The organism is Hymenobacter sediminicola (genome assembly GCF_014250515.1).
Taxonomy (GTDB): Bacteria; Bacteroidota; Bacteroidia; order Cytophagales; family Hymenobacteraceae; genus Hymenobacter; species Hymenobacter sediminicola.
In genome coordinates, this window is sequence record NZ_CP060202.1 from 3066272 (window position 1) to 3087110 (window position 20839).

A 20839-nucleotide genomic window follows, 5' to 3' on the forward strand; every position below is an offset into this window, starting at 1 on the left:
TTAAATCAATTTTTTTTATAACAATATAGTAACTTAGTTATCCGTCCCGGCTTCTGCCTCTCCCACTACAGAAAGCCCTGAATGCTGCCAGTCGTTTTACAACTCAGTTTCAGTTCGCCACTATGTCTACTAACAACACTCCCACTACCGCCGATGAGCTCAATCTGAGCAACATGCTTTTCAAGCTTCGTACGCGCTGGTACTACTTCGCGGCGTCATTGGTGCTGTTTCTGGCCATTGCGTTTTTTGTGGCACAGCTACTGCCGGTGCGCTATGGCTTCAAGGCTACCATGATGCTGGCAGACCGGACCACTGGCTCGCGCCATGCGCAGGAAATGCTGACCATGGAGGCCGCCAAAGAGCGTGAAACCAAAGTAGAAGACGAAGTAGGTATCCTGACATCGGCGGGCGTGATAAGCCAGACGCTGCGGGACTTGGATTTCAGTGTGAGCTATCATGTAGTGCCGGATATATGGGTGAATGCGCTCCGGCCACTGAAAACACAGGAAGTATACGGTGCCGAGTCGCCGGTCAGGGTGGTGGTGGATACTACGGCACCCCAGGTAGCAGGCGTGCGTTTTTTTCTGGAAGCCCGGCCCGACGGCACCATTCAGGTGAAGGCCGAAGGAAAACAGGTGCCCGTGGTGCAATTCATGACGGGCAACATGCTGAACACCGTACCGGAGTTTCAGTTTGAGCGCACCGTCACGTTGGGCCAGCCTATCCAGAGCCCCTACTGCAATTTCACGGTGGAAAGCACCACTCCAGGCATGACGCCTCAGCTTCCGGGCAAGGCTTTTTACTTCGTGCTGCACGATATTCAGGGCCTCACGAGCGAATACCAGAGTAAACTCACCATCAAGCCGATTGAGCGGATGTCGCGCGTGCTCAGCATTACAACGCAGGGCGCCATACCGGCCAAGGAAATCCGGTTTCTGAACGCGCTGATGAACACGTATATCGTGAACGACCTTACCGATAAGAACCGGGACGGCCACAAGGCAGTAGCATTCATCGATTCGCAACTGGGCAAAGTAGGCGACTCCCTACGCCGCTCACAAGCGGCAGTAGCTACGTTCCGGGGCCAGCGCGGCCTAGTGGATGCTGGCCAGCAAACCAACGCTGATCTGCAGATGCGCGGCCAGCTCGAAAACGACCGAGCCCGCACGCAGAATGCGCGCATGGCGTACCAGAACGTGCTGAACCTGCTGCGCTCCTCGCCAGACGGGGATGCCGTCAGCTCGGCTACCGGCCTGGGCGTGGAAGACCCGGTACTCAACAGTCAGATCATCGAGCTGGCCCAACTCAATAGCCAGAAAGCCGGCCTGGCAGTGGGCGCCTCGGAAAACAACCCGGTGCTGCAAGTGCTGGACAATAAAATAAAGGGCCGGCGCGCGGCCCTGCTGCGCAACCTCACCAACCTTATCGTCTCGGCCGATGCGACCCTGCGTAGCTACGACCAACGCTTGGGTGCCGTGCGCAGCAGCATCAGCCAGCTTCCTGAGAATGAGCGGCAACTGGCCCTGTTGCGCAACCAGGCCGATGTGAATGACAAAAACTACACGTTTCTGCTGCAGAAGAAGACGGAAGCGGCCGTGACCCTGGCCACCAACTCCAGCGACAAAAAGGTAGTGGACCAAGCCGCCATGCAAAGCGCTGACCCGCTCCCGCCTCATCCGCAGCAGCTCTACCTCGTTAGCCTGATACTGGCGCTGGTGCTGCCAGCGGGCCTAATTATGCTGCTGGAGCGCACCAACCAGACAGTGCAGACCGTCGACCAGATTAAGAGCGTGACTACCGTACCGTTTCTGGGACTGATTGCCGACGCAGGCAAATCCATTAAGCTGGTGCGCCACGAGTTGCCCAAGTCCGCCGTAACAGAATCGTTCCGCACGGTGCGCATCAACCTGCAGTATGTGAGCGGCGGTGCCCGGCAGAAAGTCATCGGGTTTACCTCTTCGATATCGGGCGAGGGCAAAACCTTCTGCTGCGCCAACCTGACGGCGGAACTGGCCATTTCGGGCAAGCGTACGGTGCTGATTGAAACCGACCTACGCAAACCTACTATGAGCAGCTACTTCGGCTTTCCGCCCCGGCGGCCCGGGCTGTCCTCGTACCTGAAAGGCGACATCAGCCTGAAAGAAGCCATGCAGCAGTCGGAGCACATTCCCAACCTTGATGTGCTGACGGCCGGCCTTATTCCGGAAGATGCGGTGGCATTACTCGAAAGCCCCCGCTTCAGGGAAATGATTGAGCAGCTGAAGGCTGAGTACGACTATGTGGTGCTGGACGCGCCACCAGTGGGGCTGGTATCGGAATACCACATCCTGCGCCAATACATTGATGTGTCGGTGTTCGTGGTGCGGCACCGCTACACGCAGCGTACTAGCCTGCAGCACCTGCAGGAACTCGTTGACACGTCGCACCCCACGGCTCCGGCAGGCCAGGTGTATGTGCTGCTCAACAACGTCAACTTCAACGAGACCTACGAATACCATTACAAGAGTCAGGCAGCCTACTACTCCGTGTAGAGCGGCTGCTCGGCACCAGCCTTCCGCTACCTGAGCCGGAACAGAACCGCTGCCGGGCGGTAGCTTTTCGGGCGGCCCATCCTTTCGTTTTCTACTTTCTAATTACCCCATCATGGCCATTGTGACGAGCCTTTGCGTGGATACGGCCGGGGCGCCGGCTTCCGTGTATCCGCAGCTGCTCGATGTGGGTGCGGAGCAGCGCCGACGGCTATACTGGCAGTGTACGGTCGTGTTCTTTGCAACATCGGTACGCTGCAATCCGGGCGTAACTCATTTGTTCTACACGAATGATGAAGCTCCGGCCAAGTGGGGCGGCATTGATTACCGGTCGTTCCTGGATGAGCTGGGGGTGCAGAAGCAGTACCTGCCGTTTGTGGAATTCTGCCCTCCGCCGCAATTCGGCACGGAGTTTCGGAATGCTTTCTATAAGCTGGAAGTATTGCGAGAACTGGCTCGGCCCGAAGCAGAGGAAGGCAGTCTGCTTCTGGATTCGGATTGCGTCTGGACGCGGCCGGCACCAGCGCTGCTGCAGCTATTGCGCCAGCCCGAAACGCTGCTGCTGCTGGACGCGGAGCCCGAAGCCGGCCCCGATACGAAGGTGCACGGCCTGAGCCGCCGTGGTATCGGGAACCTGTACCAGCAGCTCGACCCGACATATCCGGTGGCAATACCTCATCATTATGGCGGTGAGATACTGGGTGGCAGCCGGGAACGGCTGGCGGAGGTAGACCAGGAGCTACGTACACTCTGGCATACGGTGCTGCAGAACTACCCCAGCGCTCCGCCCCGCTTTGAGAATGGCCGCAGCCTTTTCGATGGCGACGAGTACCTGACCAGCTTCGTGTACAACCGGCTAACCAAGCCAGGGGCTGATGCCAGCCCGTTTATCCGCCGCATCTGGACCTCTTACCAAAATACCAATGTGCGCCCTACGGATCTGGAGTTGCCCATCTGGCATCTGCCCAACGAAAAGAACCAAGGCCTGCCGCTGCTGTGCCGGCGCGTGCTGACTCCTGACAGCACCTTCTGGCGCACTCCACCGTCCGAACTAGCCCACTATTTGGGTCGGTTCCTGGGTGTTCCGCGCCCCCTGTGGCAGCCACAGCGGCTCTTGGTGCTAGCCACCAAGCTGCCTCGGTTGCTAGTGCTGGCTCGCCGGCTCTTGGCGCGGCCTGTTGCTCTCACTCCAGGCTAAGCTTGCTTCTGTTTCTCGCTCTATACTGCCCTGCCGTCCGCCGCCTCCCACCTTCCTGATCTGTAGCTCGTTGCCTCAGCTTCTGCTATGTCTGCATCTTCCTCTTCCATCCCGGCTAGTACCATTCGTGGGCTTCGTTGGAGCATGATTACTACCGTGGCCATTGCCGGGCTGCAATTCGTGTATTCCGGCATTATGTCGCGCCTGCTCACTCCCGCCGATTTTGGGCTGATGGGTATGGCCATGGTCGTCATCAGTTTCGGGAGCTATTTTGCCCACATGGGGCTGGAGCAGGCACTCATTCAGCGCTCCGACCTGCAACCCGTACACATCCGGGCCACCTCTACCGTAGCCATTGGGCTCGGCATTGTCGTGACGGGCCTGATGTGGGCGCTGGCGCCTCTGGCAACGCTGCTTTTCAAAGAGCCGGGCGTGGTGAATGTGCTGCGCGGCATGTCGCTCACTTTTTTGCTCAATAGCCTGGGCGCTACCTCGCAGAGCCTGCTGCGCCGCCGTATGGCGTTTGATTTGCTGGCCCGTATTGAGTTCGCGGCCTTTTTGGCGGGCTATGGCGTCATTGGGCTGGGAATGGCCTGGGCTGGCTGGGGCATCTGGAGCTTGGTAGGCGCTACACTGGCCAACCTGCTGGTGAAAGCCGTTGCGGCCTGGCTTTGTGTCCGGCACAGCCTGCGTCCGCCGCTGCGCTGGGCGCATTATCAGCCACTGGTCAATTTTGGCGGAGCAGTATCGGTGGTAAGTCTGCTGGAATATTTTGGGTCGAACCTTGACCGGCTGAGCATCGGCAGGCTGCTGGGCACCTTCACGTTGGGCCTCTACAACCGTACGTTTTTCCTGGTACAGTTGCCCCTCTACCATTTCACCGACAGCATTTCGCGGGTGATGCTGCCCTCCTACAGCAGTTTGCAGCACGACATTCCGCGCCTCCGCCCGCTCTACCTGACCACGCTCAGCCTATCGGCGTGGGTGATGCTGCCCATGGCCGCCGGCATGGCGGTGGCCGCCGAGCCGCTGGTGCGCGTGGTGCTGGGGCCACAATGGGGCGCGGCGGTGCCACTGCTGGGGCCGTTGGCCCTGATGGTTGGGGCGCACCTGCTCACCATCTACAGCGGGTCATTGTGCGAATCGTTGGGCCGGCTGCGGTTTAAGGTGTGGCTGCAGGTGGGCTTTATTGCGGGCCTGAGTGCGGGCCTGTGGCTGGCGGCCCCGTATGGGCTCCGCGCCATGGTGTTCACGGTGCTGCTGGCCGAAGTGCTTCGCCATCTTACGTATCAAGTGGCTATTCACCGCTACCTCCAGATTCCGGCGGCGGGCCTTTGGGGCGCCTATTGGCCCGCGCTATGCACAGCACTGGTGCTGGCGCTGGTGCTGGGCACCGCGCAGAATGGCCTGGCCCGCTTGGAAGCAGGTGCGCTGCTGCAACTGCTGGTACTGATGGTGCTGGGAGCCGTGGCGCTATTGGGCCAACTGGCAATGCCTTGGAACCGCACGGTACGCATTTCCCTCTACAACGAACTGGAAGGTCACCTCAAGCCCGGCACGATGCGCAACCGCCTGCTTGCACTGCTGGGCCCGGCGCCTGCAGTGCTGCAACCCTCCTGATTCTTCTCTTGGCTGGTAGTACTCTGCTTCCCTCCGCTTTTCACGCTCTGCTCTTTTCCTTCTCATGAAAGTAGGCCTGGCAACCCCCATCGACATTGAAGTGCTGTGCCCCCACCTGGATTTGCCGGCTGGCACTGTGCCGCCGCAAGGGTTAGGTGGCAGCGCCACTACGCCGCTGGTGCAGGGGTTGCTGGCAGCCGGGCATACTGTATCTGTCTACACGTTGGGCCGCAACATACCGGAACCTGTTGTGCTGCGTGGCCCACGCCTCACGGTGTATGTGGGAAATTTCCGGGCCCGGGCCCGGCAGTACTGCCCCGATATGTTTGAAGCCGAAGCGACTATTATCCGGCAGTTCATCGACCTGGACCAGCCTGATATCGTGCATGCGCACTGGGGCTACGAGTTTGCGCGTGGCGCATTGGCCAGCGGCTTTCCGCACCTCATTACCCTGCACGACAACCCCTGGAACGTGCTGCGCTACCAACCCGACCTCTACCGGGTGGTGCGGCTGCTGCTTAAGCTCTGGGTGTTGCGGCGCGGCCAGCATTTCACGGCTGTATCGCCGTACCTGGCGCAGGCGCTGGAAAGTGCTTCCCGCAAGCTGACGGTAGTACCGAATGCCGTGCTGCCGGCTCCTGGTGGCGTCAAGGCTTTCCCCGACAAGAAGGTTCGGCGCATTGTGTCTATCCTCACGGGCTGGTCAGAGCTGAAAAACGCCGCCACCGCGCTGCAGGCCTTCCGGCAGGTACGCGAGCAGCTAGGCCCCGACCTGGAGTACTGGCTCTACGGCCCCGACTATGGTCCGGGTGAAGCAGCCCAGCAGTGGGCCGAAGCGCAGGGCCTCGCGGCAGGCGTGCAGTTTGGTGGGCTGCTGCCGCACGAGGAACTGCTGCATTGCCTGCCCACTTTCGATGTGCTGCTGCATCCCTCGCGCGAAGAGTCGTTTGGGCTGACGCTGGTGGAAGCCATGCAGGCCGGCCTGCCAGTAGTGGGCGGCAGCCACTCCGGCGCCGTGCCCTGGGTGCTGGAAGGTGGCCGCTGCGGCCTGCTCGCCGACATCAACTCGCCCACGGCCATTGCCGCTGCTCTGCTCACGCTCTTTACGCAGCCCGCCCGCTACGAAGAGCTGAGTGCGCGGGGAGTAGACCGAGTAGCCAACCACTTCTCCCAGTCTGCCGTGACGGCGGCCTACGAGCGACTCTACCAGCAGGTATTGGGCTGGAACCAGACAGCCGCCCGGCCACTGAAAACGCAGGCTATAGACTGGCAGCACATTGCCGAACCCCGTTCCGTTGCCCTTTCCCCGTTGTCATGAAAATCAATATTCGCTACTGCTATATCGGGGCCCTGCTGGTGCTGTTGCTATCCGACCCGCTGTTTTCGGAAATATTTACCGGCAAAGCGCCCGAAGGTGACCTGAGCCCACATCCGTCGCACGAATTCAACCTTCTGTACGCCAGGTTTTTTGCCATCATGTGCGTGGCACTCAGCGTGCTCTACTACCGTTATCTGCGTGGCATGGCACTCGGGGTGTTCTGGGCATCGGTGGCCGCTACGGGGTTGCTGGCCGCCGAGTCGTACTGGTTTTATGATACACCGATGGTGTATCCGCATGTGTTTCAGAAGCTGCTGGTGTTGTTTGCCATCCCGGCTTTCTATGGCCTGTATGCACGCGTAGGCCGCATCACCCTCGCCGACATCATTCCGATGATATGGGTGGTACTAGCCCTGAATCTGGCGCTGGTGAACCTTGAGTCATTGAGTGTGGGGGCCTTCCTGGCGCACAACCGGGGGCTGTATGCCTCATCGGTGTATCTGCTGATGCTGCCCTTGCTTTACCATTTCAATGTTTATCTGGAGCAGCGGCAAACCCGGCAGCTGTTGCTGTTTTTTCTGGCTGCATTCGCCATCTTTTTCTTTCAGCACCGCACGGTGTGGGTGACATCGGCAGTAGCGCTGGCGCTGAATGCGCTGCTGATAGCCCGCGCCGCACCAAAACGCCTGGGCGGCGCGGCGGTGCCCATGCTGATAGGTATTCCGCTGCTGGTGGTGTCCCTGGCCGCGTCCTTCATTCTGGTGTCGTACCCGGAAGTGACGGAGAAGCTGGCAGCCAACTTCTCTGACATCGAGAACCACAGCACCCAGGGCACCGGCGAGTGGCGGGCCATACAATTCGATTCCTACTGGCCTTTCGTGGAGGATCATCCGGTGCTGGGCATGCGTCTGGCCGGCTTCGAGTTGCCGGTGCAGTTCTACAACCCTGAAAGCAATACGCCCTTCTTCGAGGACGGACACGGCCACAACCTGCACAGCTTCTACCTCGAAACCCTTTTCTACTTTGGGGCAGTGGGCCTGCTGCTGTTTGTGCTGCCTCACCTCTACGTAGCGCGCCACCTGCTGCGCCGCGTCCCGGCTTCTCCCGAAGCCCTGACCTGGGCGATTCTCATCGTCACGAATCTGGTGTACGCCTACTCCTACTGCCTGCCGCCCTTTTTCTACGGCTTCATCGGGTTTGGCCTGTTGCGCATCACGCAGCTAACTGCTACGCCCCAGACGGCCAAAGCACCCTTGCCACCGCCTGCCCGGCCACAGCCGGCACCATTTCCTGCAGAAAGCAATTCGTTGCCTTTTCCTGTCTGAGCTATGCAGTCCTCTCCATTTGCTTCTACCAACCCAAGTCCTGCTGCGGCGCCTCCACGGGCGGCGGTGTTGTTTATCGTCTTCAACCGAGCCGATGTAACGATGCAGGTGCTGGCCGCCATCCGGGCAGCCCGCCCGCCGCGGCTCTATGTTGCGGCCGACGGCCCACGGGCCCAGCGGCCCACCGAGGCCGAAGCCTGCACGGCGGTTCGGGCGCAGGTGCTGGCCGCCATTGACTGGCCCTGTACGGTTGAGACGCTGTTTCGGGAGCAAAACCTGGGCTGCCGCCGGGCGGTGAGTGAGGCCATCAGCTGGTTTTTTGAGCACGAAGAAAGTGGCATTATCCTCGAAGATGATTGCCTGCCGCACCCCAGCTTCTTCCCGTATTGCGAGCAGCTGCTGGAGCAGTATGCCCACGATACCCGCGTGCTGCATATCAGCGGCAGCAACCTACTGCGTGGCTGGCACCGCGACCCGGACTACTCTTACTTTTTCTCGCAATACGTGGGTATTTGGGGCTGGGCCACCTGGCGCCGGGCTTGGCAATTCTACGATGCGGCCACGCCGCTGCTGCCCGAGCTGGCCCGCAAAAACTACTTCTGGAACCGCTTTTTCCACCGGCTGGAGCAGCGCTTTGCTCTGCAGCCTCTATGGGCCACCCACACGGGCCAGCTGGACACCTGGGACTACCAGTGGGCTTTCACGCTGCTGAGCCAGTCGGGGCTGAGTATCACGCCGGGCGTAAACCTGATCAGCAACATTGGCTTCGGCGGCCAGGCTACCCACACGCACAACACCGACCACCCGTGGGCCAATCTGCCGACCCGGCCAATCCAGATGCCACTGCGCCATCCGCCTTTCATGATGCGCGATACGCTGTCGGACTACCGGCAATGGCGCTCCACGCTCCGCGACAAGGCGGTGGCGCGGGTACGGCAGCTGGCAGCGGTATTTTCCATCACGCTGTAGCCACAAGACTCCTGATTTCTACTTCATACTCACACACTTAAAAGCCACTCGCATGTCGGCAGTACAGCTCTCCATCATCGTTCCTACCTACAACCGCCTGCATGATCTGCAGCGCGTGCTGGGCCAGTTGCAGCGGATGCTACGGCCGCCAGGGCTTAGCCTGGAAATTCTTATCAGCGACAACTCTACTGAGGACGACACACAGCAGTGGGTAGAGCGCGAGCAGCCGGCTGGCATGCTCTACCACCGCAACGCCCATAATCTGGGCCAATACAACAACTGCAACCTGGCGCTGCGGCGTGCACGCGGCGAGTGGGTGCAGATTCTGCACGACGACGACGAAATAACGCCCGACTACCTGCAGGCTCTCGTTCCATACCTCTCCGATCCTGACCTCGTGCTGGTGACCGGCCGGAGCATTTTTGTGGGCACGAATGCCGCCGACGTGCAACAGCAGCACGATTTGCGGCTGCAGCGGCTACATTTCACGTACCCGGCCCGGCTCAATGGCCGGCAGCTGTTCACCCAAACCCTGCAGCTGGGCTGCCCTTTCATTATTTCGCATTCGCTCATGCGCCGCAAAGCCGTGTTGGCGGCGGGCAGCTTCAAGGAGCAGCTTCGCTACACCGGCGACTTCGACCTGTGGCTCCGCATGATGATGCGCGGCGACTTCCAACTCGTGGACGCCGTGATGGGCAACTATCATCTGCATCCCGGCAACCAGATTTCGACTCGCAAAACGCGCTGGGCCATGTATATGGAAAGCTACTGCCACGCCCTGTACTATCTGGCCCCCCTGCACCACTACGACCCAGCCGGGGCCGCGACGTTTCGCCAGGCACTTTCGAAGGAAGTACCCAAGCTGCAGTTCATATCCGGACAGCTGCTGCACAACCCCAGCCTGAGCCGGCGCCTCAACACGTTGCTGCAGCGGCATCAGCTACAGCCCCGCACTACCCCGGCCTCGCTGCCTTATATGCTGCTCAATGCGCTGCCTGCCAACCTGGGCGGACAGCTCTACCGCGGGCTGGTAAGCACCATACCGGCCTGAAAACCGGGCAGACACATAGCAAAGCGTCAGGCGCTGTAGCAGAGCAGCAGGCTTCGCGGGCGCCATTCCTTCATCGGTAGATAGTTGCTTTTCACATCTCACTCTTTTGCGGCCATGCTGTATATCGTCATCCCGGTTTTCAACCGTCTCTCCTATACACGCGCTTGTCTGGATGCGCTGCGGGCCCAGACGGAGCAGGGGTTTCAGACAATTGTGGTGGATGATGGCTCGACGGATGGCACGGCCGAGGCCCTGGCCGCCGACTATCCGGAAGTCATTGTTCTGCCCGGCACGGGCTCGTTGTTCTGGACGGCCGGTGTGAACCTAGGCCTGCGCTATGCGCTGGACCAGGGTGCTAGCTGGCTGATGACCATGAACAACGACGTAGTCGCCTATCCTGATTTCGTGGAGAAAATGATGCAGGCCGCCCACAGCCGTCCCCCGGCGCTGTATGGAGCTTTTGAGCTGGACGCACGCACGCAGGAGCCGGTATATGCCGGCGGCTGGCTCAACTGGCGCACCGGCAGCTTCCGGCGGCTGCTCGACGACGTGCCACTTGAGCAACGCCACGGCCAATACTCCACTGAATGCCTGCCAGGCCGCGGATTACTCATTCCGCGCGTCGTGTTTGAGCGTATCGGCTTGTTTGCGGCTGAGTTGCTCCCTCACTACTACGCCGATTACGACTTTACCCATCAGGCGCGGTTGGCAGGGTTTGAAGTGTATCTGAATTTTGATGCCTGCCTCGGCACCTACCCCGACGAAAGCGGCGACCAGCACAACCGGCAGCAGCGCACCCTACGCAATTACTACCAGCACCTGTTCAGCATCCGAGGCGGTGCCAACCTGCGGGACTTCACTTGGTTTGCACGGCGCAATTGCCCGCCCCGCGACTTACCTCTGTGCCTGCTCACAGGCTATTCGCGCCGGTTAGTAGGTTACTTCCTGAAGTAAGCTGGCTTCATTGCGCCTCTGCCACAGTGGCCCTGCTCTATTCCACACAGATAGTATCAGGGCTGCTGTGGCATTTTTGGCTGTTCACCTAGGCCATTCATACTATTCGCGCTCATATACAAGATAGACCAGTGGTCGAATTCCTATATCCAGTTGAACAATATGCCTGTTTTGCCACTGGCCCGCACTTTACCCGGTACAAAATTCGGGTCTTTACCAGCATCACCTTTCTGCATCAGTCAAAATTGAACGCAAGGCCGTCTGATTCAAATCCTTACCCGCAATAATTCAACCTCAGCCAGGCCACTACTCTAAACTCCTATTTCGACAAAAAATATTTCTACTATTCACAAGCTATAGTTCAATTTCTTAAAATGCACTGACACACATTATACAGGGGTTATTACATGATTTTTCCAATACATGAACCTTTATATACATTTCATATGTATGGCTCTATTACATAGTTACGCCTCTTTACTGATTCGCTTACAGAAGATGAATTAAGTTTTTCTGCGTAACTTTGCCTTACTCAAAACAACCTTTACGCTCTTTCACCTCTTAAAAAGTGCAAATGCTGAAGAAAAAGAAAATTGGAATGTCTGCTTCTTTGCAGACGTATGTGTCGTTGGCTGTGTTGCTCTTTTTCACCACGTTTTGCGCCAATGCTCAGTCGGATGGTGGATTGACCGGCCTGACGGCTAGTGCCCCGGTTCGCCTGGATGGCCAGAGTAATCGTGTGATTGAAAATCTGGTGATTACCAATTTCGCATCGGAGCCTGCCATCAAGCTCACAAACTGCTCCAACATGACTATCCGTCGTGTTTCGATGCGTAATGGTCAGAAACTGGGCGTTGATCTGTACAACTGCTCGAACATTAAAATCGAGGATTGCTACTTCGAAAACCTGATTGGCGGTGTCTACGCCCAGAACGGTACGGGTGGCCTAGTGGTTAGCCACAACTCCTTCAAGAACATGAACATGGCGGATGCCCGTGGGCAATTCATTCAGTTCAACAACTGCACCGGCGCCGGCAACATCATCGAGTACAACTACGGTTTGAACGTAGCTGGCCAGAGCAACCCGGAGGATGGCATCAATATGTTCATGACCAGCGGTACGCCTAGCAGCCCCCTGCTCATCCGTAACAACTACATCAATGGTGGTGGCCCCAGCGCTTCGGGTGGCGGCATCTTGGTAGGTGACACGGGTGGCTCGTACTGCACGATTGAAAACAACGTGGTTATCAATCCGGGTCAGTATGGCATTGCCAACACCGGCGGCACAAACAACAAGATCATCAACAACGTGGTATTTGCTCGTCAGCAGAGCTTCACCAACGTGGGCATCTACCTGTGGGGCGGTCCGCGCATCGTAGAAAACCCAACGGTAACCGGTAACAAGGTAAACTGGGTAAACAGCGCTGGCCAGCAGAACCCCTTCTGGACGATGAACACCACCAACATGGTGGAGAACAACAACAGCTGGGGCGACCAGTCGATTACGGCTAACTATCCGGCTCCGGCTGGCGCTGGTATCCGGGTAAGCGGTGGCGGCACTACTACGCCTACCACGCCTACTACCCCCACCACTCCTACTACGCCTACGACCCCAACGGTAACGCCGCCGCTAGCCAGCGGTGCTCTGTACCGCGCCATCAACTTCAACGGCAGCGCCGCTACGATTGACGGCAACAGCTGGGAAGGCGACAATGCTCCGAACATCACGCACAATGCGCAGCGTTTCGCTGACCAGAACGCGACGCTTACTCCTGCAACGGATGCTGCCCGGGCAAACATGATTCGCTCTTCGATCTACAGCAACAACCTGCAGCTGACCGTGAGCAGCGTGCCAGCCGGCCAGTACAATGTGTATGCTTATGTGTGGGAAGATAACTATGCCGGCACCATCAACCTGAACGTTCAGGGCCAGCGCGTCTCTACCTTCAACACCGGCGCCGCCGGCAGCTGGCAGCGTATCGGTCCGTTCGCAGCTACGGTAGCTTCCAACGGCCAGCTCCAGATTACGTCTTCGGGCGGCGACCTGAACCTCTCCGGCCTGGAAATCCGGGCAACCGGCACGGCTCCAGTAGCTAACGTAGCCCCGCGCATTCAGCTAGCCACTTCTGCCGCAACCCTGACTGCTGGCGGTAGCGTAACCCTGACGGCAACTGCTTCGGATGCTGACGGCACTGTAAGCAAAGTAGAGTTCTACCAAGGCTCAACCAAACTGGGCGAAGACACCAGCGCGCCCTACACCTTCACGTGGAGCAACGTAGCCGCCGGCTCGTATTCCCTGACGGCTAAGGCTACTGACAACGCTACTGCCAGCACTACTTCTGCAGCTGTAAGCCTGTCGGTAACGGCTCCGGTGCCTACTACGCCTGTTACGGCTTTCTACCGCGCTATCAACCTGGGTGGCGGCAGCACAACGCTCGACGGTAAGACCTGGGAAGCTGGTACTGGCGCCTCCAACTTCACGGTGGTAAACGGCAACGTGTTTTCGAACAACAATGTGGCCCTGACGCCTGCTACCGATGCTACCCGTGCCAACATGATTCGCTCGTCGGTGTGGAGCAACAGCCTGAACGTTCGGATGTCGGCAGTACCAAACGGTACGTACGAGGTCTACATGTATGTGTGGGAGGACAACTACCCAGCTACGTTCAGCCTGTCGCTGAATGGCCAGCGGGTAGTTACGAACCGCAACAGCGGCTCGGCTGGCAGCTGGGCTAAAGTAGGCCCCTTCACTACCAGCGTAGTGAACGGTACTATCACCGTTACGTCGACCGGTGGCGACGCCAACCTCTCGGGTCTGGAAATCTACTCGAAGACGACGACTAACTCGGCCGCTTCTACTACTTCGCCCGCAACTGGTGCAGGCCAATAGTCTCTGACGGATTCATTCTAAAAAAGCCCGGCCGCTTGGCCGGGCTTTTTTTGTGTAGGTACTACTTCCCGGTATCTGCTGGCACGTCCGGCCTCCGCTAGCCCAGGTACTGCTGCACCATATTGGCCAGCGACTTTTTGGCGGAGAATTTTTTGCGGTAGAAAGCATAGGCTTTGTCTTTCCAGCCAGCAATGCGGCCATCCGCTTTCATAGCGTGCATTTCTATCAGAGCTTCATCAAAGCGCTCCGTCTCCGGATTTATCCAGAAGCCGTAGTTCTCAGCCGGATTGTCAGGCCGAAAATCGTTCATGCCCCAGCCCTGATAGAGTATAACAGGCACCTTACAGGCAATGGCCTGCAGAATCACATTGCCCAGCCCCTCCCAATGCGAGGAAAAAATGAAGGCATCGGACGCCCAGAATACTTTGGGCAGGTAGTCGATGTAGTCGAGGAAAATGACGTGCTGCTCTATGCCCAGCCGCTTCACGTATTCGCGCTCCTGCGGCAGGTTTTCGCCAGTGCCCCGGTGCAGAAAAACCAGGTTAGGCAGCCGGTCTTTCACTCTCGCTACCGCCTCAAATATTTCGTTGTGGCACTTCTTGTCGTTGCAGGTGCCCACGGTCAGCACAACAAAGGCATCGGGTGCAATACCGATTTCCTGCCGGGCAGCTGCCATCTGCTCGGGCGTGGGCGGCCGGAACTCGTTTTCGTCAATCCAGTTGTATACAATCGTAGTGCTGTTGTGGAAATGCTCCCGTTCCACCGTCTGCACCGACTCGCCGATGCTGACGTGGCGCACCCCCAGCTGCGTGGCCAGCCAGCGGTGAAACGTGCGCTTCATCCGCAGATACGGCGGATACTGAAAGTAAACATCGTGGTGGGTATGCACAATGCGGGCCTTAGGAAAGGCCAGCCGGATAGCGAGACAATGCCAAATAAACAACCCTTCTAGGTGCAGATGCACCACATCGGCGGGGTGCTTACGCAGGTACCGATATAGCTCGATGAACGAGCCCAGATTTCGGCGAGCCGGAAGATGCTCTACCGGGTAGCCAGCCTTGGCTAAGGTCGGGGCGTAAGGACCAAATTCGGGCCCTCGGGCTACAATAGAGCCATACAGCCCCTGCGATTCGAAGTACTCTTTGGCATCATATACCATCACTTCAGCACCTGAATAGCGTAGTTCCCACAACAGATGCAGCAGGCGCCGACGAGTTGGCTGGAGCTGCGTGGTAGCGGGTGGTACCAGCATTTCGGGTCTGGCTACTAGTTGGTCCGAAGGATAGATTAAGGTTTCCATAGGGCAATGCCTTGAAGAAAAATGTGAGTCTGAGAGGTGATGATATCAGCTACAAGCTGAAGATCTAACAGGAGCAGCTTTGAATTAAACTTACGAATTTCACGGTATATATTAAAAGATTAATCATATTTTTTCTTATTTAATTTTAATAATATCAACCATATATCAAAGCCTTATGGCCTTTTCATAACAAGGATTACCTAATGCTTCTCAACCTAGCACTCAGCTGCTATCGGCTTTAGCTGAAAGCAGATAGTAATTGAGTGGGGCCAGTGGAACATCAGCGTAGTAGTGGCATTTCTACAGACGCATTGTAATGCGGCTCCGGACTGGGTGTTGTGTCTTGCACTGGTTTACCACTAGCTTCTGCTACTGCCTCCTGGTAGATGCTCAACAGACGGCTGTAGTTGCTGGCCGGAGTATACAACGCCTCATAGCTGGCCCGGCCACCTTCACCAAGTCGGCCAGCTAATTCTTCATCTGCAAGAAGATAGTGGGCGGCTTGGGCAAGACCCTCGGCATCTCCGGGCTCAAACAGCAGACCATTGGTACCCGGCCTGACCATTTCGCCGGGTCCGCCCCGACGGGCCGCCAGTACCGGCGTACCCGTGGCAAATGCTTCCAGCACTACCATTGGCATGCCCTCTACGCACTCCGATGGCATCACCAAAGCCCGGCAGTTGCGCATAGCCTTCGCCACTCCGGCCGCATCGACAGGGCCAACGTAGCGGACCGAGGGAGTAGCCGCTGCACAGGCCTCTACTTCGGTACGCAATGGCCCATCACCGACTATTACCAGCGGCAGCGCATGCGTGGCAGCGGCAGCCAGCAAGGTGTGCAGCCCCTTTTCAGGAGAAAGCCGCCCCACAAACAGCAAGTGGTTCGCCCGCTCAGTATCAGGAACAGGTGGCCCCGGATCAGCCAAGAAGTTGGGTTTATAGACCAGTTGCTCGGGCCGTAGCTGTAGAGACGAATCGAGGTAACGCTGCCGGGCAAAGTGAGTGAGCGTAATGTAGCGGCTCACGCCCCAGCGCCAGGTGCCTAGTAGCTTGTGCAGGCCCGTAATAGCGGCCACAGTGGCTGTTTGTAGCGCTGAGTTGCGGTAAAGGCGGCGGCGGACTGCATCCCAGGGAAACAGCCTGTGTACACTGGCCTCATACAGTTTGCCATCGGTGTAGAGCAGTGCTCCGGGGCAGATGAGCCGGTAGTTGTGCAGGGTTATCACGACGGGCACTCCGGCAGCGTGGGCCACCCAAAGCAACGCCGGCGAGCCAACCGGAAACAGGTTATGAATATGAATCACATCGGGCCGAAAACTGGCAATAGCCTTGCGGAGGCGCTGAGCGCTACCGGGGTTGTAGAAGCCTTGCAAGCCAGCCCGCAGCTTGCCCAATGCCCCGGCTTCTATTTCAGCGTTGTGAAATTCCAGTGTCTCGACAGCATGGCCGTAGGCTCGCAGCAAATCACGCTCTGCCCGAAACACGGCATCCTCGCCACCGGGCTGCTGGTAGAAGTTGTGGATGAACAGGATGCGTAACATAGTAGCCAGGTTTTCAGAACAGGATGTGGCGCTTCACTTCTTCGCCGTTGCCGGGCCAGCCGGGCTAGTTCCGGGGTCGATACACCGACTTTACCGGCTCCCCGACGAGGTAGTGCTCCACACCGTCTTCGAGGGCCCGGCGATACACACCTAGCACCTCGTATAGACGCTCTAGCACACTGCTGATAATAGCCGGCGTGTGCGAGTAATTGACGATAAGCGAAGGCATAAACAAGCCGCGCCGCAGGGTTTCCTGCAGGAAAAGCGTGCGGAGCGCCGCAGAGTGTTGCCCCTGAGTGTCGCGGGTGGTGTAGGTGAGGCAGCAGGGCTGGCCGAGTGCCTGGATTTGTTCGGCTACACCTTGCTCCTGCGCCGCCTGCCGAAGGCCATCTGCCAACTGCCGGCCTGCTTTCCAGAGCTGTTCGACAACGGGTTGCGTGTGGTATTCGCGCATCACGGCACGGGCAGCAGCCAGTGCGTGCGTTTCGGCCCCATACGTAGTTGAAAGCAGAAAAACCCGGTCATGCGAATGGTGCAGCCCACCCCGTTCCATCAGCTCCCGACGACCAGAGAGAGCCGCCAGGCTGAATCCGTTGGCGAGGGCCTTCCCCCAGGTGCTCAGGTCAGGGCGCACGCCATAGCGGGCCTGGGCGCCCTGGTTGTGCCAGCGAAACCCGGTGATGATTTCATCGAAGATCAGGACGGCTCCTTCCTGGTCGCAGAGGCGGCGCAGCCCGGCCAGGAAACCGGGTGCTGGGGCTACTTCTTTCTCTACTTCCAGCAACAGGCAAGCTACTTGGCCAGGGTAGGCCGAAAACAGCGCCTCCGCACTAGCCAGGTCATTGTAGCGGAAGCTGACGGTAAGAGAGCTGATGGCGGGCGGAATGCCAGCTGCTAGTGGCGTGGTCCCAATAAACCAGTCGTCGACGGAGAAAAACGGGTGGTCTTGGCAAATGCCCACCAGATTGCGGCCCGTGTAGGCGCGGGCCAGCTTCACGGCAGCGCTGGTCGCATCGGAGCCATTTTTGGCAAACTTCACCATCTCCCCGGCCTGCACAAAGTCCAGAAACTCCTCGGCCGTCTCTAATTCCAGCACGGCCGGCCGGCCAAAATTAACGCCCAGGTCCAACTGCTGCCGGGCAGCCGCTACCACGGGGCCGTAGGCGTGCCCCAGCGTCACGGAGCGCAGCCCAGCCCCAAATTCGATGAACTCATTGCCATCTACATCCCAGACCCGGCAGCCCTCGCCCCGCACAATGTATGGTGCCATGTGCTCCGGAAACTGGTCGTCGCCTTTGGCATAGGTATGGGCGCCCCCCGGAATGGCCGCGTGAAACCGGGCACTTAGTGCATTCGAGCCCGCGAAAACAGGTTCAGAGACTGGTTTCTTAGCCAGAGAAGGAAGTGAAGCCGGAAGCGTGGCAGTTTCCATGATACGGAGCGCAATAGTGTTGAGAAAGGCCTAAACAGGGGCCAGTAAATCGGTAGCGGCCAGGGCCTCGGCGGCCCGATGCAGCAGCTCAAACGGCAGGTTGGCCTGCTCAGCCACCGCTACCAGGCTATGGTCGCCGTCGGACAGGCTCAGCACCCAGAGCAAAGCCATCTGCCACTCCTGTCCTTCCAGGCCTCCACCGATACCTTTGTACAGGCCGCGCCGGCCCAGCTGCGGCTCGCCATACGGCCGCAGGTTGCGGTACACTTGGTCGTGTTCGAAAATACCGCATATGCGCAGCAACAGCGCCCGCGCTTCGCTAAGCTGCTTGGGCTGGACAAAGTGCAGGTTGTCGGCAGAGGTATGATACTCCGGAAACTCGCCAAATGGCGTGCGCGACAAACATCCTACTGGCAGATTGAACCCGGGCGAGCAGTATTGGCGCTCATCGTAGCCATAGGGCAGCCAGGGCCTTGTATTGTGCGCCACGGCAGTATCGCGCAAGGCCAGGGCTACGACCCGGTCTACGGCGGCACCACCGCGGCGGCTTTGTTTATAGGTAAACGGCCCTGGGCCACCTAGCAGGGTAAGCACCAAGCCGTGCCGGATACGGGCTGTGGCCTCCGGATTGCGGGAAAGCCAGACAATGCTTCCGATAGTGCCGGGGCCAAACACGAAGCGGTACGTGTAGCGGCGCACAGGCTGGGCGGCCAGGGCCTGGGCCAGCGCCACGGCCACTACCAGCCCCGAAAGGTTGTCGTTGGCTAGTGAAGGGTGGCAGCAATGGCAGGAAAATAGCACCTCGTCCGCAGGGTTTTCGCCTGCTTCAGTAGCTGGCAACTCCAGTTCGCCGTAGGTCAGGAAGCCCTGCTCATCGATGGTGCTATCGATACAGACCTCGTAATATGCATCCTGCAGTGCCAGCCGGTGCTGGTGGCTGAGGCAAAAACCCCAGGTGGGCTGATAGTAGCTGGTGCGGTAGGGAAGCAGATCTGGCTGCTCGGGCAATGAAAACAGGTGCTCATCCAGTTCCTGCCGCGAAAACCACCCCCGCACGGGTGTGCTGTACCCTACCACGTGCAGATTGTGCTGCCGGAAGTCGATGACCCGTTCTCCGGCCGCATTTTTCACCCAGGCATCCCGAATGTTCCACTCCGCAGGCACCTGCCAGTCGAGGGCTGGTGTGCCACTGGGCACCTCGTGTAGCTGCAGAGCGGGCAGATATTCCTGCACGATGGCCAACGTCTGGCGGACTCCGTTGCCGGTGATGCTCCGGCAGATAGGAAACAGCCGGGCCAACAGGGCATGCATATCTGTTCCTGCCTCAAGGATAGCCGGCGGTAGTACTGGGCTGGTCGTTTCCATCAAGAAGGCTACTCAAACACCTGTACCTCCGGAATGGGCACCACAAACCGGCCGCCCCACTCTCGGATACCGGCCATCTGGTCCATTATTTCCTCACGCAGGTTCCAGGGCAGAATCAGTACATAATCGGGCTGGGTATCCCAAATCCGGTCTGGATGGCAGATAGGAATACGGGTACCGGGCAGAAAATTGCCTTGCTTGTGCGGGCTCACATCCACTGTGTAATCCAGAAAGTCGGTGCGGATGCCGCAGTAATTAAGCAGGGTGTTTCCCTTACCGGGAGCACCATAGCCTACTACCGTTTTGCCGGCCCGTTTTGCCTCAATCAGAAACTCCAGCAGCTTCCGCTTCGTCTCTTTGGCTTTTTCCTCGAAGTCGGCGTAATACGTCAGGTCGGTGACGCCGGCAGCCAGTTCCCGGTTCCGGAGCTCCGCTACCCGCTCACTCAGGGGCCATTCTGTGCAGCCGGTGTGCCGGGCGTAGATGCGTAGCGAACCACCATGCGTAGGTAGCTCCTCTACATCAAACAGCGTAAGGCCATGATGCGCGAAGATGCGCTCTACCGTGTAAAACGACAGGTAGCTGAAGTGCTCATGGTAGACAGTATCGAACTGGTTGCCCTCCATGAGCCGCAGCAGATGCGGAAACTCCATGGTGATAACGCCGTTGGGCTTGAGCAGCAGTTGCATACCAGCCACAAAATCATTGATATCGGGAACGTGGGCCAGCACATTGTTGCCGAGAAGCAGGTCGGCCTGGCCACTGGTGGCAGCTATATACTGCGCTGTTTCACGCCCGAAGAAGCGTCCCAGCGTATTGATGCCTTTGCTGCGGGCTACTTCGGCTACATTCAGTGCCGGCTCCACTCCCAGCACCGGAATATCCTTGGCCACGAAATATTGCAGTAGGTAGCCGTCGTTAGAAGCCACTTCTACCACCAGGCTTTGGGCGTTCAGGCCGAAACGCGTGGCAGCCATATCGGTGTAGCGGCTGGCGTGCCGGAGCCAGGAGGCCGAATACGAGGAGAAGTAGGCGTAATCGTTCTGGAATATCTCCTCGGATGTTACAAACTCATCAAGCTGCACCAAAAAGCACTCCCGGCATACCCGTGCATGCAGTGGATAAAACGGCTCGGCGCAGTTGAACTCGTGCGGCCGCACATGGTTTTGGCATAGCGGCGACGTTCCCAGATCAACGAACGTCACATCAAGAGGAGCGCCGCAGAACCGGCAGGGACTAGCCGGAGGTTCAATTGGCTTGGACCGTAGTGCAGGTTGCTTTGTAGTAAGCTCTGCTGGTGCTACAACAGGCAATGCCACGGCAGAGTAGGTGGGCAGAGAAGACATAAG

The 20839-nt window shown here is 58.5% G+C and carries 14 protein-coding genes; 9 read left to right on the forward strand and 5 right to left on the reverse strand.

Translation table 11 applies throughout. The features are described 5' to 3' along the window. The first annotated feature begins 122 nt into the window (after positions 1-122). The 9 genes from H4317_RS13095 to H4317_RS13135 all read left to right on the forward strand — a co-directional run bounded on the left by H4317_RS13095 (position 123) and on the right by H4317_RS13135 (position 13853). Positions 123-2531 (forward strand): GumC family protein, encoded by a 2409-nt coding sequence (locus H4317_RS13095; RefSeq protein WP_185887035.1) that lies wholly within the window; start codon positions 123-125, stop codon positions 2529-2531. Positions 2532-2643: 112 nt separating this feature from the next. Then, a complete protein-coding gene (locus tag H4317_RS13100) occupies positions 2644-3726 on the forward strand; it encodes a hypothetical protein (RefSeq protein WP_185887036.1) in 1083 nt (360 codons plus the stop codon). An 87-nt stretch (positions 3727-3813) separates the two neighbouring features. After that, positions 3814-5346 carry a lipopolysaccharide biosynthesis protein gene (locus tag H4317_RS13105; RefSeq protein WP_185887037.1) on the forward strand — a complete coding sequence of 511 codons (1533 nt, stop codon included), beginning with the start codon at positions 3814-3816 and terminating at the stop codon, positions 5344-5346. Positions 5347-5410: 64 nt separating this feature from the next. Then, positions 5411-6664 carry a glycosyltransferase family 4 protein gene (locus H4317_RS13110; protein ID WP_185887038.1) on the forward strand — a complete coding sequence of 418 codons (1254 nt, stop codon included), beginning with the start codon at positions 5411-5413 and terminating at the stop codon, positions 6662-6664. Next, on the forward strand, positions 6661-7989 hold the full coding sequence (locus tag H4317_RS13115) for an O-antigen ligase family protein (protein ID WP_185887039.1): 1329 nt from the start codon (positions 6661-6663) through the stop codon (positions 7987-7989). The genes H4317_RS13110 and H4317_RS13115 overlap by 4 nt, the downstream gene beginning before the upstream one ends. Positions 7990-7992: 3 nt before the next feature. Continuing rightward, on the forward strand, positions 7993-8958 hold the full coding sequence (locus H4317_RS13120) for a nucleotide-diphospho-sugar transferase (protein ID WP_260625664.1): 966 nt from the start codon (positions 7993-7995) through the stop codon (positions 8956-8958). Positions 8959-9010: 52 nt separating this feature from the next. Further along, on the forward strand, positions 9011-10009 hold the full coding sequence (locus tag H4317_RS13125) for a glycosyltransferase family 2 protein (RefSeq protein WP_185887040.1): 999 nt from the start codon (positions 9011-9013) through the stop codon (positions 10007-10009). A 114-nt stretch (positions 10010-10123) separates the two neighbouring features. Continuing rightward, complete coding sequence (locus H4317_RS13130; protein ID WP_185887041.1) at positions 10124-10963, forward strand: glycosyltransferase family 2 protein; 840 nt, start codon at positions 10124-10126, stop codon at positions 10961-10963. A gap of 598 nt (positions 10964-11561) precedes the next feature. Then, on the forward strand, positions 11562-13853 hold the full coding sequence (locus H4317_RS13135; protein ID WP_185887042.1) for an Ig-like domain-containing protein: 2292 nt from the start codon (positions 11562-11564) through the stop codon (positions 13851-13853). Positions 13854-13950: 97 nt separating this feature from the next. Here the strand turns inward: H4317_RS13135 and H4317_RS13140 are convergent, their stop codons facing one another. The 5 genes from H4317_RS13140 to H4317_RS13160 form a co-directional block, all read right to left on the reverse strand. Further along, complete coding sequence (locus H4317_RS13140; protein ID WP_185887043.1) at positions 13951-15153, reverse strand: glycosyltransferase family 4 protein; 1203 nt, start codon at positions 15151-15153, stop codon at positions 13951-13953. Between the two features lie 280 nt (positions 15154-15433). Further along, positions 15434-16693 (reverse strand): glycosyltransferase family 4 protein, encoded by a 1260-nt coding sequence (locus H4317_RS13145; RefSeq protein WP_185887044.1) that lies wholly within the window; start codon positions 16691-16693, stop codon positions 15434-15436. A gap of 64 nt (positions 16694-16757) precedes the next feature. Continuing rightward, positions 16758-18125, reverse strand: a complete 1368-nt coding sequence (locus tag H4317_RS13150; RefSeq protein ID WP_185887045.1) for a glutamate-1-semialdehyde 2,1-aminomutase — start codon at positions 18123-18125, stop codon at positions 16758-16760. Between the two features lie 30 nt (positions 18126-18155). Continuing rightward, positions 18156-19436, reverse strand: a complete 1281-nt coding sequence (locus H4317_RS13155; RefSeq protein ID WP_260625665.1) for a DUF4910 domain-containing protein — start codon at positions 19434-19436, stop codon at positions 18156-18158. A gap of 62 nt (positions 19437-19498) precedes the next feature. Continuing rightward, positions 19499-20695: a class I SAM-dependent methyltransferase gene (locus H4317_RS13160; protein ID WP_221899160.1), complete on the reverse strand. Its 1197-nt coding sequence runs from the start codon at positions 20693-20695 to the stop codon at positions 19499-19501. Between the last annotated feature and the right edge of the window lie 144 nt (positions 20696-20839).

Coding starts and splice junctions, on each gene's coding strand:
- H4317_RS13155 (WP_260625665.1), bottom strand. CDS start 19,436: ATGCATGCCCTGTTGGCCCGGCTGTTTCCTATCTGCCGGAGCATCACC.
- H4317_RS13110 (WP_185887038.1), top strand. CDS start 5,411: ATGAAAGTAGGCCTGGCAACCCCCATCGACATTGAAGTGCTGTGCCCC.
- H4317_RS13095 (WP_185887035.1), top strand. CDS start 123: ATGTCTACTAACAACACTCCCACTACCGCCGATGAGCTCAATCTGAGC.
- H4317_RS13105 (WP_185887037.1), top strand. CDS start 3,814: ATGTCTGCATCTTCCTCTTCCATCCCGGCTAGTACCATTCGTGGGCTT.
- H4317_RS13115 (WP_185887039.1), top strand. CDS start 6,661: ATGAAAATCAATATTCGCTACTGCTATATCGGGGCCCTGCTGGTGCTG.
- H4317_RS13145 (WP_185887044.1), bottom strand. CDS start 16,693: ATGTTACGCATCCTGTTCATCCACAACTTCTACCAGCAGCCCGGTGGC.
- H4317_RS13150 (WP_185887045.1), bottom strand. CDS start 18,125: ATGGAAACTGCCACGCTTCCGGCTTCACTTCCTTCTCTGGCTAAGAAA.
- H4317_RS13135 (WP_185887042.1), top strand. CDS start 11,562: ATGTCTGCTTCTTTGCAGACGTATGTGTCGTTGGCTGTGTTGCTCTTT.
- H4317_RS13120 (WP_260625664.1), top strand. CDS start 7,993: ATGCAGTCCTCTCCATTTGCTTCTACCAACCCAAGTCCTGCTGCGGCG.
- H4317_RS13140 (WP_185887043.1), bottom strand. CDS start 15,153: ATGGAAACCTTAATCTATCCTTCGGACCAACTAGTAGCCAGACCCGAA.
- H4317_RS13130 (WP_185887041.1), top strand. CDS start 10,124: ATGCTGTATATCGTCATCCCGGTTTTCAACCGTCTCTCCTATACACGC.
- H4317_RS13100 (WP_185887036.1), top strand. CDS start 2,644: ATGGCCATTGTGACGAGCCTTTGCGTGGATACGGCCGGGGCGCCGGCT.
- H4317_RS13125 (WP_185887040.1), top strand. CDS start 9,011: ATGTCGGCAGTACAGCTCTCCATCATCGTTCCTACCTACAACCGCCTG.